The sequence below is a fragment of the uncultured Roseivirga sp. genome, from assembly GCF_963973945.1.
Classification (GTDB): domain Bacteria; phylum Bacteroidota; class Bacteroidia; order Cytophagales; family Cyclobacteriaceae; genus Roseivirga.
This window is the reverse complement of the sequence record NZ_CAXBBV010000017.1, coordinates 1-17368: the sequence shown is the minus strand read 5'-3', so window position 1 is coordinate 17368 and position 17368 is coordinate 1. Positions and strand designations below refer to the sequence as shown.

The window sequence follows — 17368 nt, the reverse complement described above, 5'->3', positions numbered from 1 at the left end:
AGTCTGTGAGCTTTGAAAAAAGAAATCAGTGATCAGTACCTAAATATTAGTCTTCTGCCAAGAGACTGATTTTGATATACTGATTTTCTTACAATATTATCTAGCCCTTATTTTCTGATACACCAAGCACTAGCTATGCGGCAAATAGCCTATCAGTTCCACATCAGGTGACTCAGACAATTGGCGAGGGGTGATTATTGTTTCCTTAAGTTCCAAAGGGTTTAAGGGTTTGGAAGAAGTAAAGGACTGATGGAAAAAATCTGCACTCAGTTTTAAATCCGGATGTACTACTATTTCAGGGTCAGCTTCTAGCTCCTCCACCTCTAACTCAAAACCAGCATTTTTGTAGATCATTGCCACCAAAGTAGAGCAGGCTACCATCTTTTTCTGGTGTTCATTACTGTATTCATTAATAAGTAACTGAACAATGTCAATCATTTTCTTGGCGCCCCATTCTCCTAAATGCTTTTCGAGCATTTTATACAAAGCGCCATCTGTATAGCGTAAAGAACATATTACGGCTAAAAGCCAAGCGGTTTCATAGGAATACGGAATGGAAACCTCATCATAAAAAGCTCGTGTGGCGGAATTGATTTTATCTTGAAAATGAACTGGTTGATTTTTCCTTCGGTACACATAAATATTCTTTACTCCCTCTCCTTTCAGGGTAGCTTCAAGTTCGGCTTGTCCAATTCCTGTTCGCCCTGCCTGAACAATTCTATCTAAATTCTCGGGTGTTTTATTCACTCCTCGATTCACATCTACATTGCCCCAAATGGCCGCATGGTAGATGTTTTTGTATTCCTTTCCTTCTTTCCCTGGGTCGAACCAAGGAATTAGATACAGTAACAAGTAGAATGCGGCATGCATTCGCTTTTTTGGATCTTCTTCAAAGTAGTCCTTCTTAAGTTCATCTAAGAATTTGACATAACTGAAGTCTTGATTTTCGAAAATGAGAATATCTCCAATTTGAAGATCGGTTTGATTTAGTGGCTTCATTCTTTATTACATTAAAATTCAATATACTGAATTCAAAAAAGTAGCCCATAGCTTTGTGCGTCAAGGCATTGATCAGAGACGTAAACCTTTATTTTTTGGGTGTAAGGTAAAACTTGAGTTTTAATGTAACATCTAAAAGCTAGAGCATTTGGAGCCGTTGAACCAACTCATCTTTATACGATTTGCCCAATGGAATTTCGGTTTCGTTAATTCGGATCACAAACAAGTGGAGGTCTATATCCTGTATTTTAGATGCATTTACAATATAGGATCGATGTGTCTGTACGAATTTAGTTGAGTCTAATTTTTCAGCCAAGTCCTTCAAAGACTGGCGCAGTGTATATTTTCGATTTTCGGTGAAGAGATTAATGTATTTGTCTTCAACTTCCACCCAAAGTATTTCATTGATTTCAACCTTAACAAGCCTATTTCTTTCTTTTACAAAGAAGGCATTTTTGGCTAAAACCCCGCTTTGCGATTGATCAAAAGCCTTAGCATCGTCTGAATGGGCACGCTGAAGTGCCAATTCCATACTTCTTTCTAGGGTATCAGGGTCGAAGGGTTTAATTAGGTATCCATATGGCCCTGTAGCTTTTGCCCGATCAAAAGTCTCTTTATCATCAAAAGAAGTAATAAATATAATTGGTGTGTGCTGAATAGATTGAAACTCCTTTGCCACATCAATCCCTGTCATTTCTCCATTGAGGTTAATGTCCATTAGAACAATGTCAGGTTTGCTGGTCTTGAATAAGTTCAGGGCTGTTTTTCCTTCTTGGGCAACGCCAATAACCTGATACCCTAGTTCATCAATGAACATTTCAAGGGTATCGGAGTAGTTAGGTTCGTCTTCAACTATAAGGACGTTCATACTTTTGGTTAAGAGTAAAGGCAACTCAAAGTAATATATAACTCTTTACTATGAACACCTTTTTGAACAACTTTCAAATAATTCCATTATAAGTACAACAGAAATCCGAACATCTCTAATTTCTATGAATTAAGCTGTTGGCAAAGTCACGGTAAACTTTGTGCCTATGTTCAGCTTACTCTTTACAGCAATATGCCCCCCATTCATCTGTACAAATTCATTACAGAGCTTCAGGCCTAAACCAAAGCCCTTTTCGCCCCTCTGCCCTATTTGACCCTGCACATTTGAGTTAAAAAGCTGGGCCAAAGTCTGCTTATCCATGCCCATACCCTGATCTTCAATTTCTAGCTCTACCAAACCATCTTTTTGCTTAGTTGAAATCTTTATTTCTCCTCCATCTCTGGTAAATTTCAGTGCATTGCTCAACAGGTTTCGGATAATGGTAGAAGTAGTGTTTACATCTGCAAAAACATACTTAGCGGATATTTCGCAGACGATATTGATGCCCTTAGATTCGGCCAAAGACCGATAGAGTTCAATGTTTTCCTTTACCAAAGCGTGTAGGTCTAGCCTAGTAGGATGATGAGGTACCCCACCTGTTTGTGATGTAGCCCAATTGAGTAAATTGTTAAGCAAATGGTTCAATTGATCTATAGACTGATCAATTTTAGTCCCCATTTCAAGCAGTTTTTCTAGCTTTTCTTTCCTTATAAAGTATTCAAGTTTTTGCCCTACTCCCTGTAAGGCTATCATTGGGCTACGAAGGTCGTGGGCAATAATGGAAAAGAACTTATCTTTAGTTGCATTGGCCGCTTGCAGTTCTTGGGTTCTTTCTTCTACCTTCTGTTCTAAAACTTCTCGTTGCTCGCTTAAAAGCCTCGTTTTAAACTGCTCCTTTTCCAGCTCCTTTTCAGCAATTTCTTTGCGCATGCCTTTGATTCTGGCCGCAAGAGCAAAGGAAAGTAGTACTACCTCTATAGCACCGCCAAATTCAATCCCATATGCCGTTACCCAATGTTCTCCTATAAGTCCTGCTCCGCGAAAGGTCATTAATACAATTCCGAGCATATAGGGTATCCATGCAATCACATAATAAATGGCAGTAGTGTATCCTTTAAAATAGTTTCTCAGGCCAATTATTATGTATGAAGGAAATGTAATGATAACCAATAATCTACCATACAGAAGTAAGTCGGTAGCAGTATAAAAAAGGGTTAAAATGGCCAGTACTAAACCAGCAAAACAAATGACCCACAAAAATATATTCATTTTTGGGTCGAACTTTTTCAAGTTCAAGAAATTAGCAGCAAATCGACTTGAGAAAACTATACTTAGGCTTCCGAATGTTAAGTAAATGTGTTGATCGAGTGCTGGGTTATTCGGCCAAACCAAGTAATAGCCAAACCCATTTAGAACCAATGATGTCCCCAAACCCATGATGGTAGCGCCAACATAAAAAAGGTAGGAGGTATCTTTTAAAAACAGATACAATAGGAAATTGTAAGCTGCCATGATAAACATCAACCCAAAAAACACTCCCAGTAACAGCATTCTGAGCATTTGATGTGTATTGTATTCTGATTTCGGTTTAATCAAAACAGGTACAGCCATACTTACTACAGTCTCTACTCGTAGGTAAATTGTCTGATTTTCTAGGTCTTGATTTATTGGGAAAGCATAAACGATTCCCCCATAATCATTTGTTTTGGGAGAGTAAGCATGTCCCGCTTTTTGCTCGTTCCACACCGAGTCTTTAGAAGACTTTGTAAAAACGCTAATGTAGTCTAGAGAAGGTTGATTAATCTCTAACATTAAGGGCTCTGATGGCGGATGAGTCAGTTCAATTCGAAACCAATAAGGCCTGTGGTCGAACCCAAAGTTTGAAGTTTCCAACGGGTTGGCATTAAAAATCTGCTGAATTCCATCTTCTTTTATCTGATCAATAGAAAAACTACTTGTGTTATCTATAAAGTAATGAATGCTGTATTCTAACTTGGAGGGCACAGGCTTTTGAGCATTTGCATGGAAGGATATTGCAAAAAACACACATAAACCAATAAGACTTATAGCTAGTCTATATTTCAAAGCTGTATTAGAGGACTGGTTAAGAACTTAATAATAGAGACCAATCTAGTTTCAATTTGGCAAGTGTACAACACGTATTGATAAACGGTCAGACATTTTCGAATTCCGAATCACGAAATACAATTACCTCATCAAGAATTAATAATTCGATCACAGTTATTACTCATTATTAAGTGATCAATTCAAGTCTCAATTTCCTAGCTTTGTCAAAAAAAAGCGATGTTCAATTTCAAGGAAATCCTCTCAGTAACCCTGATCTTATTTTCGGTAATCGATATTCTTGGCTCTATTCCTATTGTTATCGACCTAAGAAAAAAAGTAGGCCACGTGCAATCTGGAAAAGCAACTTTAGTCGCAGGTATCTTAATGATCCTCTTCCTTTTTGTGGGCGACAATCTGCTTGGCTTGTTTGGAATCGATGTTGGTTCTTTTGCTATAGCCGGAGCTATCATCATGTTCATCATAGGCATGGAAATGATTTTAGGTAGAAGTTTCTTTAAAAACGAACCTGTTGAAGGTTCAAACAACACCTCATCTATTGTTCCTATTGCCTTTCCGCTAATTGCCGGAGCGGGCACCTTAACTACTATTGTTTCGATTAAAGCGGAGTACAGCGAACTCAATATTTTAGTGGGAATCGTTGTCAACTTGGCCTTTGTTTACTTAGTATTGAAGTCTACCAACTGGTTAGAGAAAAAGATCGGTGCTGGCGGAATTAGTGTTTTGCAAAAAGTATTCGGGATTATTCTTTTGTCTATCGCCATCAAACTATTTAAAGACAACATTATTAACCTATGATCATTATCTATACTGACGGTTCTTCTCGTGGAAACCCTGGCCCTGGAGGCTACGGCACAGTACTTAAATACAAAGAACACCGAAAGGAACTTTCAGAAGGCTTTAGAAAAACCACCAACAACCGCATGGAGTTACTGGCTGTAATCATGGGTTTAGAAGCCATTAATGTAGCCAACGCTCCCGTAACCGTTTATTCCGATTCCAAATATGTAATTGACTCTGTCGAAAAAGGCTGGCTGTGGGGCTGGATTAAAAAAGGCTTTAAAGGAAAGAAAAACAAAGATCTTTGGCTACGTTTTGCTGAAGTGTATAAAAAACACAGGGTTACTTTTCAATGGGTGAAAGGGCATGCTGGTATTCCTGAAAACGAAAGATGTGACGAATTAGCAGTAGAAGCGGCTTTGGGTAATGATTTAAAAGCTGATACCGAATTTGAAAACGGCATCAACGATTTTTAAACGAAAGGATTATGCTTTACATGAGTATTAAGAATTGATAATTCCCAACTCGTAAATCTAAACTTCACAATGGCCAATTCCTTCTTTCAGTTTAAGCAGTTCAGAATTGAACAAGGCAATTGCGGAATGAAAGTAACCACTGAGGGCTGTTTGTTTGGTGCTCTCAACTTAACTCCAGATTCATTCAAGCCCTCACGAATTCTGGATATTGGAACTGGCACTGGACTTTTGGCACTAATGAAAGCCCAACAAACCGAAGCTTATATTGATGCCATCGAAATTGACAAAACTGCTTTTCAACAAGCAAAAACCAATTTCAAAAACTCCTCTTGGCCCAATCGTTTGTCGGTAATTCATACTGACCTTCTTGAATTCCAGCCAAACGACTTCTACGATCAAATTATTTGCAACCCTCCATTTTTTCAAGACAACCAGTTAGGTAGTAATAGCCAAAAGAACAAAGCCATCCATAATTCCAATCTATCATTCGAAGATTTGGCTACCAGTATTTCCAGACTTATTCATCCTGAAAAAGGTATCGCTTCAGTTATTTATCCTGAGTATGAAATGGGTTTATTCAGCCAAAAAATGCAAGAGAGGGGTTTTTATGTAGTGGCCGATATTAAAATTCATAATCAAAGAGGTAAGCCTATTTTTAGAAGGGTGAAATCATTTTCGCAAATAAAACCTGAGTTAGAAATTGCTGAAATCTTCATTATCAAAGAAGAGAGTGGCGGATACACCGATCAATTTATCAACTTACTCAAGGACTACTACCTCCACCTTTGATCTGATTTTGAGTAGAAGCTATTAATTGTTGCAGAGCCTGATTTATCTAAATATCTTCACCCCTATTACCCATTAAAGAATATGCAAGTTTTAGGAATTGACATTGGCGGCACTGGAGTTAAAGGTGCTATTGTAGATACACTAACTGGAGAAATGGTTTCTGAAAGGTACAGGCTAGACACGCCACAACCTTCTACTCCTGAAGCCTTGGCCAAAACGGTCAAAAAGCTAAAAGACCATTTTGAATGGAAAGGGAAAGTTGGCTGTGCTTTTCCAACAGTAGTGATTAATGGAAAAGCCATATACAGTAGCAACCTAGACGATTCTTGGGTGGGAACGCAAATAGACGAAACCTTAAGCAAACATTGCGATGGACTAAAATTCACCGTAATTAATGATGCGGATGCAGCAGCAATAGCGGAAATGCGATTTGGTGCAGGAAAAGGACTTTCGGGTTTAGTTATTGTCGTTACCATTGGAACAGGCCTAGGTAGTGGTGTTTTCTACAATGGACAGCTCATTCCTAATTTTGAGTTAGGACGAATCTACGGCCGTGATGGGAATGTGATTGAACATTATGCCGCAGGGTCGGCCAAAACCAGAGAGGAATTAAGCTTTAAAGAATACGGAAAACGCTTTAATTTTTTTCTGAAACATATTCAAAGAATCTGCTCACCAGATCACATTATTATTGGAGGCGGCTTGAGTAAGAAAATCCATAAGTTCGAAAAGCATATTAAAATCAATACTCCCTACTCTGTATCGGCTAAGCTGAACAATTCAGGCATTGTTGGTGCAGCCATGTATGCGGCTGAAAAAGCTTAACCATTACTCAGTGATAGTTAAAACACCTCCAAAAGTTACTATTCCATTTTACATGAGTTAATTGGCCCCCTAATTCTATAGCTGTCCTAAGCTCTGAAGGATCCAGCTAATATACAAAGCACAAAAAAAGCGGCTGAATCAATGATTCAGCCGCTTTTTAATTCTATATCCTTTGGAATTACTCAGCTACAACGTTGAATTTAACGTCTTTCTTCACCGACTTATGCAAATCGATTTCTGCTTCGTACTCACCAATATTTTTAACTTCACCTTTGAAAGAAATTTTCTTTCTGTCAACATCTACACCTTTAGCAGCTTTCAAAGCATCAGAAATTTGTAGGGTAGTAACCGCTCCAAAAATCTTTCCGCTATCACCAGCTTTTGCTTTAATTTCAAGAACAGTATCTCCAATTGCATCAGCAATTGCTTGAGCGTCTGCCATGATTTTTTCTGCTTTGTGCGACATTTGCTTTACTGTTTCTTCAGTGTGCTTCTTGTTAGATACACTAGCGATAACAGCAAATCCTTGTGGAATAAGGTAGTTTCTTCCGTATCCTGGCTTTACAGCAACAATATCATTTTTATAACCTAAGCCCTTGATATCAGTCTTTAATATTACTTCCATTCTGCTCTACTTTTAAGGGTTCAAATTATTTCAAAGAATCAGTTACGTAAGGTAAAAGCGCAATGTGTCTTGCTCTTTTAACTGCCTGAGCTACTTTCTTCTGATACTTTAAGCTTGTTCCAGTCAATCTTCTTGGAAGAAGTTTACCTTGTTCGTTTACAAACTTTAAAAGGAAATCAGGGTTTTTGTAATCAACGTACTTAATACCGCTCTTCTTGAATCGGCAATATTTTTTCTTCTGTTGATCTCTGTTTACTGGTTCGTTTACGAGTGTCATGCTGCTGCCTCCTCTTTTTTAGATTTGTTGAATGCGCCTTTTCTTCTTTTTTCGTTGTACTCTATCGCGTGCTTGTTTAAAGCAGTGGTCAAGAATCTCATTACCTTTTCGTCTCTTTTAAACTCTACTTCTAAAGTTTTGATTAGGCTTGGGTCGGCTTTGAATTCAATCAAATTGTAGAAGCCAGTAGACTTGTGCTGAATTGGATAAGCCAATTTCTTCAAGCCCCACTTTTCTACGTTTAGTATCTCTGCTCCATTGTTTTTAAGCAAAGTTTCAAAACTTCCGACAGCATCCTTCATCTGATCATCAGACAAAACGGGATTTAAAATGAATACTGTTTCGTAATTGTTCATGTTAATGATTTAATTATTTCGGGCTGCAAAGATAGGCAATTCCAATAAAAAACCACACTAAACTAAAAGATTGTATTTAATGAAAGCCATCCGCCTAAATAAATGGCTCATCTCATTCAATACCAAATACTTAATCCACCGCAAGAACCACTGAATCAAGGCTATTCCTCTGCAATTTCAAGCAGTACCTCACTTGAGAGTTCGTGCAAACCTTTAAAGGTTTTTACTATTGGTTTTATGTCTAAATGTTTAGCGATAGTCTCTTGCTCTTCCATTACACCAGCAGAAAGGTATTGATCTTCGGTTCCATACACCCAATACACCTTTTTTCCTTTTAAGCGCTCTATGCTTTCTAATGGCGGTAAATCTGGAGGAAAAATACCTGCCCAAAGAATGAGTTTATCAAAATGAGCATCCGTTTGCGTAGCAAAGCGCGAAATGGTAGCTGCTCCTTGCGAAAAGCCCAAAAAATTAACCTGTACATTAGATTTCAGTTGACTTTTGATAAAATTAAATACCTCACTTAAATAGGTTAAATAATTCTCTATGTCCGAAAGGCGGTCTTCTTTGGTCATCCAAGTAGCGCCTACCCTTCCCCTAAAACCTTCGAGATAGTAGCGAGAAAGCCCTTCGGGAGCTACTATTAAAACCTTACCATCATTTAAAACCTCGAACTTTCTAATAAAATACTGGGCTAGCTGCCCATGACCATGGCAGACAAACCAAAGCTGTTCTACGTTTTCTGAAATCTCACCAAGCGTGTAATACCGCGCACTATATTCAAAATTTATCTTGTGCTCCATTTATGAATTGAGGTCTTTATTCGAAAACTTAAAAGGAAGAAAGTTATCAATAGAATCGGATTCGTAAACACTGCCATCAGTGTCTGGTAAATAAACCTTGATACTTTGCTCCTGATTATTCTCGTATTCACTCATTACTTGACGACAGCTTCCGCAAGGTGTAGCCATTTTGAATTGTTGCTGATTGGCTGGCTTGGCAACAATGGCCACCTTAATAATTTGGCAATCTGGGTATTGAGATTTCGCTGAAAAGAAAGCAACCCGTTCGGCACAAAGCCCTGCAGGGTAACAGGCGTTTTCTTGATTATTTCCCAAAATAGTTTTCCCATTACTTAAAAGAAGGGCAGCTCCAACCTGAAAGTTAGAGTATGGAGAATAAGCATTAAGTGCTGATTTCTTTGCCTCTTCAATCAAATTCGTTGTTTCCTGATCTAGCTCATTAGCCATATACTGGGTAAGTGAAACTTGTTTTACTATTTTTTTAGCCATTGAATTAAGCCTTGTTTAGAGTTTGGAAGATACGAATCTTTTAGTCCGATGTTTTGATTCAGCAGTATGATTCAGGATTTGTGTGAATATGTTTGGGCGACACAGAAAAATTTGACAGCTTGGCGGCCAAACCTAATGAACCTATGAATCGCATATTAATTCTTGGGGCTGGACGCTCTGCTACTTCATTAATCAATTACTTATTATCTGCTGCCGAAGAAAACGATTGGCATGTAACTGTTGGTGATTATGCCCTTCAGTTGGCAGAAGAGAAAGTGAAAGATAGCAAAAGAGGCAGTGCAATTGCTTTTAATGTAAGGGAAGAGCAAGAAAGAATTAAAGTGATATCCGAAGCGGATGTAGTCATTTCTATGTTGCCAGCTTCTTTCCATCCCATTGTAGCTGAAGCCTGTTTAGAGTTAGGCAAGCATTTACTTACTGCCTCTTATGTTTCTGACGATATGCGCGCTTTAAGCGAGCAAGCGAAAGCAAAGGGGTTACTCTTTTTGAATGAGTGTGGACTAGACCCTGGTATAGACCACATGTCGGCAATGAAAGTAATAGACAAAGTGCGAGATAAAGGTTTAGAGCTTCGCGCCTTCGAGTCGTTTACTGGTGGGCTTTTAATGCCAAACCCAAATGACGACAACCCTTGGGAGTATGGCTTTACTTGGAACCCTCGAAATGTAGTGCTGGCAGGCCAAGGTACAGTGAAGTTTATTCAGGAAGGAAAGTTCAAATTCATTCCGTACCACAAGCTTTTCAGAAGGAATGAGATGATCCACATCCCTGGGCATGGCTACTTTGAAGGTTACGCCAACCGTGATTCATTGATGTATATGGACGTTTACAACCTCCACAATATTCAAACGCTGTTTAGAGGAACACTAAGAAGACCGGGATACTGTAAAGGTTGGGATGTTTTTGTACAGTTGGGAGCCACAGACGACACCTATCAAATGGATGGGGTAAACAAAATGACACATCGCCAATTCCTCAATTCCTTCCTTTCTTATAACCCTAATGATTCTGTTGAATTAAAGCTAGCACACTATTTAGGTTTAGAGCTAGATGGCCCAGAAATGCATAAACTAAGATGGCTCAATCTTTTTGAAGAAACTCCAGTGGGGCTTCAGAAAGGAACTCCCGCCCAAATTTTAGAGCATATTCTTAAAAAGAAATGGACAATTGGACCTGATGAAAAAGACCAAATCGTGATGTGGCATTTGTTCGATTACATTGAAAATGGAAAGACTAAACGCATTCGTTCGGCCATGGTAGCCAATGGCGAAAACGCCAATGAAACCGCTATGGCAAAAACCGTAGGCTTTCCACTGGGGGTAGCTACCAAGTTGCTTTTACAAGGTAAAATTGAAGCTCGTGGTGTGGTTATTCCTATTACTCCAGAATTCTACGAACCTATTTTAAATGAACTTGATGAGCTTGGTTTCCACTTTATTGAGGAAGAAATTGAGCTAGATTAAGTATATACTTTGATCCAATAAAAAATGCCAATTGATTAGTTCAATTGGCATTTTTTATTGTTTAACCACCTCCATTTTTCTTCTTTTCTTTCTTATCCTTTCGCTTAAATAGGTTTCCTATTTTTGAAAAGATGCCTTCTTTTTCTTCTGCTGCTTTGTTGTCAAATTTCATTGGTTTTGGCTTTTCGTCATTAGTAAAAAGCCTTTTAAGAAATCCGTCTTCCTGAATTGGTTGGCACCCCAATTGATTGAGCACCTCAATTGACGGAGGAGGAAACTTTGCTCTTGTAATGGAATTGAAGTTTTTATCTGCGTTCATTTTCTGCATCATTAAACCATAAATTGGCAATGCCGAATTTGCTCCCTGCCCCATATTTGTGGTTCTAAAACCAATTCTATGATCATCAACGCCCACCCAAGTAATGGTTAATAATTTTGGAGTGATTCCCACAAACCAACCATCTTTATTCGACTGGGTAGTGCCCGTTTTTCCAGCAATATCATTACTCAAACCATATTTCCAACGCAGGCGAGAAGCCGTACCTTCATCTACCGTAGCTTTTAGCATTTCAATAATAGACTGACGGGTAGCCTCTGAAAAGGCTTGATCTTCGTTGACTTCTGGTTTAAACTCGGCAATCAACTCGCCCCTGCTGTCTTCAATACTCGTAATAAAATAAGGTTTCACTGTTCTGGATGAATTGACATAGCTTGAATAGGCTTCTATCATTTCAATTAAACTAATTTCAGCTGTACCAAGTGCTATAGAAGGCACTTGGGGCATGTTAGAGGTAATTCCCATTCTTTGGGCTTGCCCTATTACATTTTCCAACCCCGCATCTTCAAGCACTTTCACCGCCACGGTATTTACAGAATTACTTAAAGCTCCTTTCATAGAGTAATTAAGGTCGTAGTTTCCCTCGTCACCAGAGTTCGTAGGTGTCCAATTGTCGTAGTTCGTATAAGTTACTTGCTGCGCAGAGTAATGTTTGCAAGGGTCAACTCCGGCCTCTAGTGCTGCTGTATAAACAATAGGCTTAAACGTAGAGCCCACCTGTCTTTTAGCTTGGTTTACGTGGTCATACTGAAAATGCTCAAAGTCAATCCCTCCGATCCAACTTTTAACGGCTCCAGACCTTGGGTCTATCGACAGCATTCCTGTATTTAAAAACTTTAAATAATGTATAGCACTATCAATCGGGCTGGCTTTTACCACCTTCTTGCCAGACCAATCAAAAAGCTCCATTTCATACTTCACGGCTAATGAATCCATAATCTGCTTCTTAGTTCTGCCAGATGCTTTCAAAGCTTTATATTTAGGCAGTTTCTCTATTGTGCTTTCAATCAAAGCTGCATTTTTTAGCCAAGGCGCATTCTTTCCATAACTCTCTTCAAAGTCCGTCTGAAGTTTGCTCATGTGCTCAGTCATGGCCTCTTCTGCCATTCTTTGCATGTCGTAATCCAAAGTGGTATAAATTTTTAACCCACTTGTGTATAGATTATATGCATCGCCCTGCTCATTTTTATTATTGGCAGTCCAACTCTCTAAAGTCTTTCTCACTTGCTCTCTAAAATAAGGTGCAAGGCCATCTTCATGGCTAAATCCTCTATAGGAAAGTTGCAGTTTTTGACTTTTTGCTATTGAAACTTCTTCGGCCGTTAAATAACCGTAACGCGACATTTGATTAAGTACTACATCCCTTCTAGTCTTGCTTCTTTCTGGAAAAACCCTTGGGTTGTAAAGGTGTGAAGCCTTAAGCATACCAATTAAAACGGCAGATTCAGCAAGTGTTAATTCGCGTGCTTTTTTACTATAGAATTTTCCAGCAGCACTCTCTATTCCAAAGGTGTTATCACCAAACGGAACTGTATTTAAATAGAGCGTAATGATTTCTTCTTTGGTATAAGCCTTTTCTAAACGTGTTGCAATTATTGCCTCACGAGTCTTATTCACAGGCATACTAAATATGCCGTGATTCTTTCTTGGGAAGAGGTTTTTTGCCAATTGCTGAGAAATGGTGCTTCCTCCACCAGACGATTCGTCTTGCAACAACAGACTCTTAAAAATAACCCTTAACAAACTTCGATTATCAATTCCTTTATGATCGTAAAATCTAGCATCCTCCGTTGCAATTAAGGCCTCAATTAAGTGTTGGGGGATTTCATCATAATTAATCGGTTGCCTATCGAAAATATAGAACTTGCCTATGAGTTTTCCATTTGAAGCATAGACTTCAGAGGCTTTGCTTTGCCTAATTTCTGTAAGTTGATTTTGATTTGGAAGAGGGCCCCAAACCTGAAGGTAAACACTGAAGTAAAAAAGTAGAATTGCAGAAATACCAAAAATTAGAATCCTCAAACCCCATTTTAGAAGTTTGCGTTTTGGCTTACGTGATTTAGTCATTTGTGTTTATTGTGGTTCAGCAAAAATATGCACTTGCCGTGCCGAAAACATCATAAGTTTCAATATGCCATCCAACTTATTTTAAGACTACATTATTGTTTCTATTTTGAAATTTTCCTTCTTCATCATTTATCATTTTGAAAAAAGATTTCTCGAATTGAAAGAAAGTTTTGATGATGGCATTTCCTTTTTTTAGTATTCGGAATGAAAAGTCTTTTCTTTGATCGCTCCGAGGCACCTGAAATACTGAAAAAGGTAAGAAGCTTGGGCTTTCAAACTCATTATGATTTCGATAAACACAGAGTTGAGCTGAGGCTGGAACAACAAGACCGTGAAGCTTTTCTTCGCCTACCGTTAACACTAACCTGCAATCAAACTCTCCTTTTAAATTTCGAAAAGGAAGTAACCTACGTTATGCTTTTGGTGCAGTCTGGTAGTGCTTCAGTTGGTGTTTTTAAAGGGGAAGAATGTTTAGCACATAAAGTTTTTGGGGCGTACATGGTTCGGAAGAAGCAAGGAAAAAGCCAGATTAAACATCTAAAAACCAAAGGAAAATCTAGAGCAGGTTCTCGTGTGCGTTTGGCCAGTACTCTGGAGTTTTTTGAAAACATTAACCTCAGGCTTCAAAACCATTTTCAAGAATATGAATTTGATAGAATTGCAATGAGTTGTTCTAAAATTCTTGTCCCGTATTTATTCGGTTCCAAAGAAAATATCCCCTTCGATAAAAAAGACAATCGACTTTATAAAATTCCAAAACACCTACATCAACCTAATTTCGAAGTTATGCTCGGTATGCAGAAATACTTGAATAAGGCTGAGTTAGTGTATGACGAAACACTTTTTGACCAGTTTGAAGATTTAAAAAACATAGGCACTTCAATATGAAGTGCCTATGTGAAGTTTAAAAAATGAGCCATTGGTCAGTCCCACAACTGGCAAATGACTTTTATCTTTAGGAAGTTGGTTTCGTTGGGGCAGGTACAGTACCATTCCATGCTAAACCAGCCCCCCAAACAAGAACTTTATTGTTTATGACACAGGCTTGGGTTAAACATTGATTTGCACCTGTACCTTCTTCTACCTGATTATTCTTGATCCAAATGTATTTATTGTTACCAAGCCCACTAAACTCCATTTTTGTCCAGTTTGGTAAATCAGGCAGAAATCCACCATAGGCACCCGTAGAATTAGGTAAATATCGCCAGTTACCAATTTTGATTACTCCCAAGGCTTGACTCCCTGTTCCAATACCAAATTGATATTTACCAGATTGCGGTTGATTGCTGCTATCATCTGATGGTGAAGTGTAATCCTTAGTAGCATCATCAGCAATTACATTTAAGGTAAGCTCGGCACCAAGCTGAGAGGTTACCAAAACTTTTAGGTTTGAATCGGCATATGGAAATCCGTATGAGTTTGAGTTCTCATGAATCACTTGAGCATATTGGTTGCCATCACCAGTAGCAAAAGGCACTAAGCCAGGAAACATTGAGTTGTTATTATTTGAAGGGCTTTCCATTGAAAAATAGCCTTCATTCATACCAATCATAATTTCTCTAAATACCGAATTGGTAATTGTTCTTTCAGCCACAGTGCTTGATGGGTCATTGACGGAAGTTCTGTTTTGATGAATTGCTTTAAAAGTTTTCCCACTATCGGTTGACCAGTTCATATAGCCACCATCACACTCATAGATGATTTGAGAAGTCAAATTAGCCTTAGTGATGTGGCAAACTTGAGTACCATCAGTGCTCGTAAGTTCAATAATATTATCTGAGCCTGATGCAGCATTTTTAAACGTACCTGCCATTTGTACAGGAACTCCGTTCTCTGGCGTATCTGACAAAATACTTAGCGAAGCTGGATAGTTTGTGGCTGTTTTATCAGTTAAACTGTTTAAGTAATCATCATAAGACCTATAACTAGCAGGCACATGATTTGGCGCAAGAATTTTATCCTGTCCTGTTGTAGTAGTAACTACAGCCGCTGAACCACCTGGCGCATTGCTATCTGTAAGTACGGCTTTTACTTGACCTATGATCGAATCAGAAGCTTTTGTTGCTACCATTGGCGTTTTGTAGCCCAAAGAAAAAGCAGCTCCCGTTGAATCTGTTCCTTCTAGCGTTAGAGGTAAACCAAGAATATCAACATTAGAGAGGTTAATCCATATTGCGGTATCTGTACTTGTGCGTGAAAACTCAATCCATCCATAATATTCAGGACCCTGAGGTAAAGGTGGATTCGGATATTGACCATAACCTACATATAATCGACCACTCTTGATGGTATCAAATGTGATTGCCATATCATCTGTCAATGGTGTAACTGTACCTACTGTAATTCCCGACACACCAGATGAATCATCGGCTGTTAGTAATACATGTAAAACTTTACTTGGATCTGGTGTAGATTGGTTTGCCAATAACGAGGACGCTCCTCTTAGGTTTGCAATTTTAATTGTAGTACTCATTTTTGGTTGGGTTTATAATAAAACAATACGCTAACCTAGTATGTATTACCACCATTTCAATACCTACAAAGTATTACTAATGCACTACTATTTTATACTTAAAACTCACTTCAACTCTTAATAGGCAACTTTCATTGAACTCAAATTATCACTCTACTGTTGGTTTCGGCAATATGAAAGAAGAAAACCAACATTGTGATCCTGAAACTGGAGAGTGCTCACCTGCTGAGCTAGGAGAGTTTAACCCTCAAACTGAACGAAGTGGAGATAAAGAAATCATTTATGTAGGAGACCCAATGTGCTCTTGGTGTTGGGGAATTTCAAATCACCTGAAGGAATTAAAGTCTCACTATACGCAATTCAAATTTACTATTGTAGTGGGCGGTTTGCGCCCAGGAGGTGGTGAAGCATGGGATGATGAAATGAAGTCTTTCTTGAGGCATCACTGGGAAGAAGTGACCAAAAGAAGCGGACAACCATTTGGTTATTCCCTATTTGAAAAAGAGTCCTTTAACTATGACACTGAGCCTCCTTGTAGAGCAGTAGTTACCGCTCGCCAGTGGGTGAAAGAAAATGAGCTTGAGTTTTTTGAGTCCGTTTCAAGAAAATTCTATGTAAATAATGAAGACCCTTCTGAAACCGAATTTTATCGATCAATTTGTGCGGAATTTGACATCCCTTTCGAGCAGTTCAAACTGGCCTTTGAAAGTGATGAAGCAAAATACAATACCCATCAGGAGTTTCAACTTAATCGTCAGTGGGGTGTAAAAGGCTACCCTACAGTACTTTTCAAAAGCAAAAATCAACTCTTCCAAATCAATCACGGTTATACAGAGTTTGAGCAAATGAAGTTTGTTATTGAGAAAATACTAAGCGAGGAAGTTAAATAGCAGATGGCTAGAACATCCCTATTAAAGCATGAAAAAGCTTACTCACAGGCAGCAATGCTAATTCACAATATTATGCCCTCCATAAAGTAAAGTATTGATTATTAATACACTTTTGAATAAGCTATTCTGAAGCTTTAGTCCTGATCAAAATCACTCCACTACTCGCTTCCAATCCGTATATATTAGTTGCAGAAAGTCCATTTAAAACCTTAATTGATTTGATGTTAGACGGGAGAACCATTGCATTAGCCCGAGAATAATTACCCACAATTACATTGTCAATAACAAATAAAGGATTGCTATAACCATATGCTCCACCGCGGAGGGCAATATTTGCGTTGGCCTCACTTCCAGTTACCGACACCCCAGGAACGGACTTCAGTGCTTGGTATAAAGAAGTGTATTGCTCGTATTCCTGTGTTGGTTTTGCCCGATCTTGCGCTATCGATGATTGAGAAGCACATTGAGTAAAAAGAAAAGCACATAAGATAAAGAATGAAATTATAGCAGCTGTTTTCATAGTTCTGTTTATTTTAAATAGAAAAGCATGAATCCTAAATATATTAAGGCTCTCTAGCCTACCGTAAACGACTGTATTAAAGATAGTTATAAATTTTCGTAATTATGTAAATCAGCAAATATCTCTCCAGTTACTTTTTGGTGCCCTCCCCCCCTTCAGAAAATAGAGCCCTGTCTTGTCCTGAAATAGGTTTACACAAATAAGTGTAAGAATGAATAATAGGTA

The 17368-nt window shown here is 38.5% G+C and carries 18 protein-coding genes; 7 read left to right on the top strand and 11 right to left on the bottom strand.

What is annotated here, in order from left to right; all coding sequences use genetic code 11:
- Window positions 1-129: 129 nt before the first annotated feature.
- The 3 genes from AAC026_RS18485 to AAC026_RS18475 form a co-directional block, all read right to left on the bottom strand.
- Window positions 130-999: a hypothetical protein gene (locus tag AAC026_RS18485; protein ID WP_339701233.1), complete on the bottom strand. Its 870-nt coding sequence runs from the start codon at window positions 997-999 to the stop codon at window positions 130-132.
- Window positions 1000-1138: 139 nt separating this feature from the next.
- Entirely contained in the window at window positions 1139-1867 is a 729-nt protein-coding gene (locus AAC026_RS18480) for a response regulator (RefSeq protein WP_339701230.1), read from the bottom strand.
- Between the two features lie 129 nt (window positions 1868-1996).
- Window positions 1997-3952 carry a sensor histidine kinase gene (locus AAC026_RS18475; RefSeq protein ID WP_339701227.1) on the bottom strand — a complete coding sequence of 652 codons (1956 nt, stop codon included), beginning with the start codon at window positions 3950-3952 and terminating at the stop codon, window positions 1997-1999.
- A gap of 219 nt (window positions 3953-4171) precedes the next feature.
- Here AAC026_RS18475 and AAC026_RS18470 point away from each other — a divergent pair, with 219 nt between their 5' ends.
- The 4 genes from AAC026_RS18470 to AAC026_RS18455 all read left to right on the top strand — a co-directional run bounded on the left by AAC026_RS18470 (window position 4172) and on the right by AAC026_RS18455 (window position 6822).
- On the top strand, window positions 4172-4750 hold the full coding sequence (locus tag AAC026_RS18470; RefSeq protein ID WP_339609401.1) for a MarC family protein: 579 nt from the start codon (window positions 4172-4174) through the stop codon (window positions 4748-4750).
- Window positions 4747-5208 (top strand): ribonuclease HI, encoded by a 462-nt coding sequence (rnhA, locus tag AAC026_RS18465; RefSeq protein ID WP_339701224.1) that lies wholly within the window; start codon window positions 4747-4749, stop codon window positions 5206-5208. The genes AAC026_RS18470 and rnhA overlap by 4 nt, the downstream gene beginning before the upstream one ends.
- Before the next feature lie 69 nt (window positions 5209-5277).
- Window positions 5278-5997 (top strand): methyltransferase, encoded by a 720-nt coding sequence (locus AAC026_RS18460; RefSeq protein ID WP_339701221.1) that lies wholly within the window; start codon window positions 5278-5280, stop codon window positions 5995-5997.
- Window positions 5998-6078: 81 nt separating this feature from the next.
- Window positions 6079-6822, top strand: a complete 744-nt coding sequence (locus tag AAC026_RS18455; protein ID WP_339701218.1) for an ROK family protein — start codon at window positions 6079-6081, stop codon at window positions 6820-6822.
- Between the two features lie 178 nt (window positions 6823-7000).
- Here AAC026_RS18455 and rplI read toward each other — a convergent pair whose 3' ends face one another.
- The 5 genes from rplI to cdd all read right to left on the bottom strand — a co-directional run bounded on the left by rplI (window position 7001) and on the right by cdd (window position 9372).
- On the bottom strand, window positions 7001-7447 hold the full coding sequence (gene rplI / locus AAC026_RS18450; protein WP_339609393.1) for a 50S ribosomal protein L9: 447 nt from the start codon (window positions 7445-7447) through the stop codon (window positions 7001-7003).
- A 25-nt stretch (window positions 7448-7472) separates the two neighbouring features.
- A complete protein-coding gene (gene rpsR, locus AAC026_RS18445; RefSeq protein ID WP_053224657.1) occupies window positions 7473-7724 on the bottom strand; it encodes a 30S ribosomal protein S18 in 252 nt (83 codons plus the stop codon).
- Window positions 7721-8086: a 30S ribosomal protein S6 gene (gene rpsF / locus AAC026_RS18440; protein ID WP_339609409.1), complete on the bottom strand. Its 366-nt coding sequence runs from the start codon at window positions 8084-8086 to the stop codon at window positions 7721-7723. Before rpsF ends, rpsR begins: the two co-directional genes overlap by 4 nt.
- 155 nt (window positions 8087-8241) lie before the next feature.
- Window positions 8242-8883 carry an alpha/beta hydrolase gene (locus AAC026_RS18435; RefSeq protein WP_339701215.1) on the bottom strand — a complete coding sequence of 214 codons (642 nt, stop codon included), beginning with the start codon at window positions 8881-8883 and terminating at the stop codon, window positions 8242-8244.
- Complete coding sequence (gene cdd, locus AAC026_RS18430) at window positions 8884-9372, bottom strand: cytidine deaminase (protein ID WP_339701212.1); 489 nt, start codon at window positions 9370-9372, stop codon at window positions 8884-8886.
- Window positions 9373-9515: 143 nt separating this feature from the next.
- On the opposite strand from cdd, the gene AAC026_RS18425 reads away from it, so the two are divergent.
- Window positions 9516-10856 (top strand): saccharopine dehydrogenase C-terminal domain-containing protein, encoded by a 1341-nt coding sequence (locus AAC026_RS18425; protein WP_339609914.1) that lies wholly within the window; start codon window positions 9516-9518, stop codon window positions 10854-10856.
- Window positions 10857-10917: 61 nt separating this feature from the next.
- Here AAC026_RS18425 and AAC026_RS18420 read toward each other — a convergent pair whose 3' ends face one another.
- Window positions 10918-13260 carry a transglycosylase domain-containing protein gene (locus AAC026_RS18420; protein ID WP_339701209.1) on the bottom strand — a complete coding sequence of 781 codons (2343 nt, stop codon included), beginning with the start codon at window positions 13258-13260 and terminating at the stop codon, window positions 10918-10920.
- 204 nt (window positions 13261-13464) lie between these two features.
- On the opposite strand from AAC026_RS18420, the gene AAC026_RS18415 reads away from it, so the two are divergent.
- Entirely contained in the window at window positions 13465-14148 is a 684-nt protein-coding gene (locus AAC026_RS18415) for a hypothetical protein (protein WP_339701206.1), read from the top strand.
- 67 nt (window positions 14149-14215) lie between these two features.
- Here the strand turns inward: AAC026_RS18415 and AAC026_RS18410 are convergent, their stop codons facing one another.
- The gene (locus AAC026_RS18410) at window positions 14216-15733 is read right to left on the bottom strand and encodes a beta-1,3-glucanase family protein (RefSeq protein ID WP_339701203.1); all 1518 of its coding nucleotides are present in this window, start codon (window positions 15731-15733) and stop codon (window positions 14216-14218) included.
- Between the two features lie 173 nt (window positions 15734-15906).
- Here AAC026_RS18410 and AAC026_RS18405 point away from each other — a divergent pair, with 173 nt between their 5' ends.
- On the top strand, window positions 15907-16623 hold the full coding sequence (locus AAC026_RS18405) for a DsbA family protein (RefSeq protein ID WP_339701200.1): 717 nt from the start codon (window positions 15907-15909) through the stop codon (window positions 16621-16623).
- Between the two features lie 121 nt (window positions 16624-16744).
- Here AAC026_RS18405 and AAC026_RS18400 read toward each other — a convergent pair whose 3' ends face one another.
- Window positions 16745-17143: a TonB-dependent receptor plug domain-containing protein gene (locus tag AAC026_RS18400; protein ID WP_339608674.1), complete on the bottom strand. Its 399-nt coding sequence runs from the start codon at window positions 17141-17143 to the stop codon at window positions 16745-16747.
- Between the last annotated feature and the right edge of the window lie 225 nt (window positions 17144-17368).